The sequence below is a fragment of the Acinetobacter sp. GN11 genome, from assembly GCF_054823985.1.
Window position 1 is genome coordinate 1 of sequence record NZ_JRVL01000115.1, and the last position, 3,936, is coordinate 3,936.

The 3,936-nt window shown below is 37.2% G+C and carries 4 protein-coding genes; 2 read left to right on the forward strand and 2 right to left on the reverse strand.

The window, feature by feature from the left end; genetic code table 11:
* The first annotated feature begins 39 nt into the window (after window positions 1-39).
* Both NL42_RS11485 and NL42_RS11490 read left to right on the forward strand, forming a co-directional pair.
* A complete protein-coding gene (locus NL42_RS11485) occupies window positions 40-228 on the forward strand; it encodes a hypothetical protein (RefSeq protein WP_231765307.1) in 189 nt (62 codons plus the stop codon).
* A 39-nt stretch (window positions 229-267) separates the two neighbouring features.
* Window positions 268-894: a hypothetical protein gene (locus NL42_RS11490; RefSeq protein ID WP_461312841.1), complete on the forward strand. Its 627-nt coding sequence runs from the start codon at window positions 268-270 to the stop codon at window positions 892-894.
* 92 nt (window positions 895-986) lie between these two features.
* Here NL42_RS11490 and NL42_RS11495 read toward each other — a convergent pair whose 3' ends face one another.
* Both NL42_RS11495 and NL42_RS11500 read right to left on the reverse strand, forming a co-directional pair.
* Complete coding sequence (locus NL42_RS11495) at window positions 987-1,640, reverse strand: TetR/AcrR family transcriptional regulator (protein ID WP_461312842.1); 654 nt, start codon at window positions 1,638-1,640, stop codon at window positions 987-989.
* A gap of 93 nt (window positions 1,641-1,733) precedes the next feature.
* Window positions 1,734-3,281 carry an FAD-dependent oxidoreductase gene (locus NL42_RS11500; RefSeq protein ID WP_461312843.1) on the reverse strand — a complete coding sequence of 516 codons (1,548 nt, stop codon included), beginning with the start codon at window positions 3,279-3,281 and terminating at the stop codon, window positions 1,734-1,736.
* Between the last annotated feature and the right edge of the window lie 655 nt (window positions 3,282-3,936).

Below are 3,936 nucleotides of genomic sequence, written 5' to 3' on the forward strand. Positions count from 1 at the left end.
AGAAAAGATATGGAACTTAGAGCTGTCAAAATGCATAAAATGTTTAAAGAGTTTCATGATGAAAAGGCACTTGGCTATATGGGGGAATATGATGAAAAACATGATCTTGTAGCTGTATATAATATTTTTAAAGAAAAAATGAAGAAAATAGACGGAACCTATCAATGGATTCTACCTTCATCAGGTGAAGTATTTTTTGTTGAAGAAGATCCACTCTATGTTCGTTAATTAATTTTCCCGTCTAAAAAATCACAAGGATATCAGTTAATGAAGTTTCTAAAAATTCTAAGTTTTAGTGCTATTTTTACGTTATCGGCGCATAGCTATGCGACAGTGGGTGGTGGACAAAAAATTGAAGTATTGGGTTATCAGCAAAAAGAGAAAAAACTTTATGTATTAAGACACTACGAAGATGGTCGAGGACGTTTACCACAACTATATTATTATCTATTAAATAGTAAATCGCCTGATAAACTTATCGAAGTTAAATCTCTCTATATCAATCCAAAAACACATAAGATTGATTATGATCAAGATAGTACCGCGTTTGATAAGGCTCTCAATAAAATTAAAAAAAATTTAACCCCTTTGATCGTAAGTAATAGTAAGACTGTAAAAATTCAGACCTTAAAAACTCATCAGAATCAAATATCATCTTGGTTTGATCCTTCAGGGAAGATCACGCAATATAAAACAGAATATGTTGTAAAATCGCCGTCTTTACAAAGTAAGACCCATGTTGCGGTTCATTACAGCAAAGCAATAAAAATTTCCCAAAATTATAGTGTGCCTAAACACAATAAGAAGTTGGTTGTCGTTAAATATTTGGGGGTTCCAGAAGAAACTGGTTACGATATTGAAGACCCCGTTTTACTACTGCCTGTGAAAAAATAAGTTTTATATAAAATACATATATGTCCAAATTGAGTAGTTTGTCACGAACTGGTTATGTTCTAACGCTAAGTGATGGTTATTACGTTTTCTAATTAATGATTTAATTCATCTTTACGAATTTCAGCTAGCCCATTAATCATTAAATTCAAACCAAAAGAAAATTCAACCTCTAGAGGAACGGGCAGATCCTTAATAACAGATAATGTCGCAGGAAAATTAGTCCATTCAACATTTTCAAAGGCACCTGCTTGCTGAAAACTCTTATGATCTGGAAGTTGTATAGCAAATCCCAGAACAAAACGAGCAAGTGTAGCGTAGGCTTTCGCTGCTAGGGGCGCTGAAAAACCATTGCTAAGAAATAAATCAAAAATCCGTTCTCTTTGTCTCATAGCACTAGAACCATTTGGAAATGATTCAAGCAAAAGGCGTGCGGCACCTCGGTGATTACCTAGAACTGTAAACATATGCGTTGTTAATAAACGACATGCTTCCTTCCACTCTAGGCCTGTTATATCAGGCATTGTGGTTTCCATTTGCAAGAATAACTGGTCAACTACTTGTGCTACTAAGTCTTCACGACTTTGGAACTTTCGATATAAAGTTGCAGTTCCAGAGTTTAATTTTTTTGCAAGATATCGCAAGGTTAATGCATCAGCGCCCTCCGTATCAACAATTTGCAAGGCTACCTCCAATATGAGGTCAAGTGGAACGGAAGGACGCCCCGGAGATGCTCTAGTTGCTGACATTATTACCTCTATCAAATATTACAATTATATTCATATTTATGACTTTAACACTGAATGTTTAGCAGCATTTAACAATGGTAAACAGTCAGATATTTACGGTGTAAATTTCTTTATATATGTTTTTAGGCTAGCTTGCGTATTCGGCGTTGTTATATGACCAATATAACCATCAGGTCGAATTAGTAGTATCGTATCAGCCGATACGTCATAAGCTTTACCGAATGTTTGCTTTTCGTCCTTCAGTACATAGTCCACACCATGCATTCCATCGGCATTTATGAGTACGCGCTTTATATCAGCTCCGTTAGAAGGCCAATCTAATTCTTTCACTAGTTGAGCAGTATGTTCACCAAAACCAATAAGTGTAAAATGTGGGCCTTGGAAAATATCAAATAAACGAACTTGTCCACCAGATACAATGGTCAGATCAGCATCGGGAGCACGATCTCCAGAATATACTTTTGAAGTAATAGTACTATTATTTATAACAAGTGGGCCATTACGATAGGTCAATGACAACTGTGATTCATCTTTACCACGTTTAATACTAGAAGGGTCAAGCTTAGCAATACCATCATATTTTTTGGTTGATAATGCGAGTACAGATGCTGCTATAGGCCTACGCTCTGCTTCATAGCTATCAAGTAAGCTATTATCGGCGCCTGCTAAAACCTGAGCAATTTTCCAGCCTAGATTGTATGAATCTTGAATACCTGTATTCAGCCCTTGTGCCCCAGCAGGGGTATGCACATGCGCTGCATCTCCTACAAGAAAGACTCGGCCATTTCGATATTTCTCTGCTATTCGAATATTAGGTCTAAAAATTGACTTCCATTGCACATTCTTTAATACGACTTTCAAATTATCTATCCGCTTTTGAATACGTGCATTGATAGCGTCTAATTCAAGCTCAGGTTGCTCTTCAGGAGCTAAACGGATCATCCATTGAAATAATTCACTATGGGGAAGTGGGCATGCAGCAATAAACTGTCCGCTTTTCCCAGGCCAAATATGCCATCGATCACGAGATAAACCACTTGTCACACCATCAACAATGATGATTCGATCTTCTTCAACCGTTGATCCAGTAAATTTAATGCCTAATTGGTGACGTACTTTGCTAGAACCACCATCTGCACCTACCAGATAACGTGCAGTAATTTCCTCTATTACTCCATCCGCACCCTCAACTTTAGCTGTTACATAATGATCAGTTTGGCTTAAAGAAATGAGTTGTTTACTAAACTCAACTACACCATTGAGCGACTTAAATCGCGTATGTAATGCAGTATCTGTACTGAATTGAGGAATCAATAACGTATTAGGAAAAGGTACATCCGATGAATGTGGTCGATTGGAAATCATTCGCCAAGGAATAGTGAATGGGCCAAAGTGAATACCAAGAAGGGGATATGCGCTACCTAATTGAAGTACCTCATTCACCAGACCAAGATCCTGAAAAACTTCTAATGTTCTCGGCTGAATGCCTTTTGCTCTTGATCCGTTAAAGCTAGTGGAAGCTTTATCTACAATACGGATGTTAAGTCCGCGGCGCTTTAAATCAATTGCAAGCGCCGTCCCAGAAGGACCAGCGCCAATAATGAGTACATCGATTATATTCTCGTTGGTTTTCTCAATCATGCTGGATTCCTACGGCTATAAACTTTTAAAAACTATTGGATGAACCTTGTAATATCAGGCGAGCGTCCAATAGGCACAAAATTCAAATACTTGGCATTGCTTTGGTTGTAGAAAGCTAAGTGCATCCTCAATGAATATAAACCTAGAGTCTTTATGCAATTTTGCTCGACTGCTCACGATTTATACTCAAAAATAATTATGGATACTATGTATCCATAATTATTAAATGTCAACTAAAGAGTCAAAAATGAAATTTATCGAGCGTAGGGTTGGGCATGTGGGGGCTTGGGCTGGATTAGCTCAATATGAAACTAGTTAAAATAAGTGATAATTAAATAAGTATTAATTTTTTAGATCGTTTGCATTATCTAAAAATCTCCCCAAAACAGCCTTTCTAAGCTATTTTTATACCCCCTTTATAAACCTCACTTAACAATAACCAACTCATTATTTAGCCTTACTTTTTTAATGATCTAATTTAAAACAAATGTCATTTTGTGTGCTTGACTGCAATAAATGTGAAGCTTATCCTTTGCCTGCTGGCCTACATTGCCAGTCAGTCGTCGCGGACCGTATACAACAGCATCAGAATTATTCCTTTCTGAGGGATAGTTTTGCATGTAAGCTCCTCGTCTCCTCCCGTTGCGGTAGGACG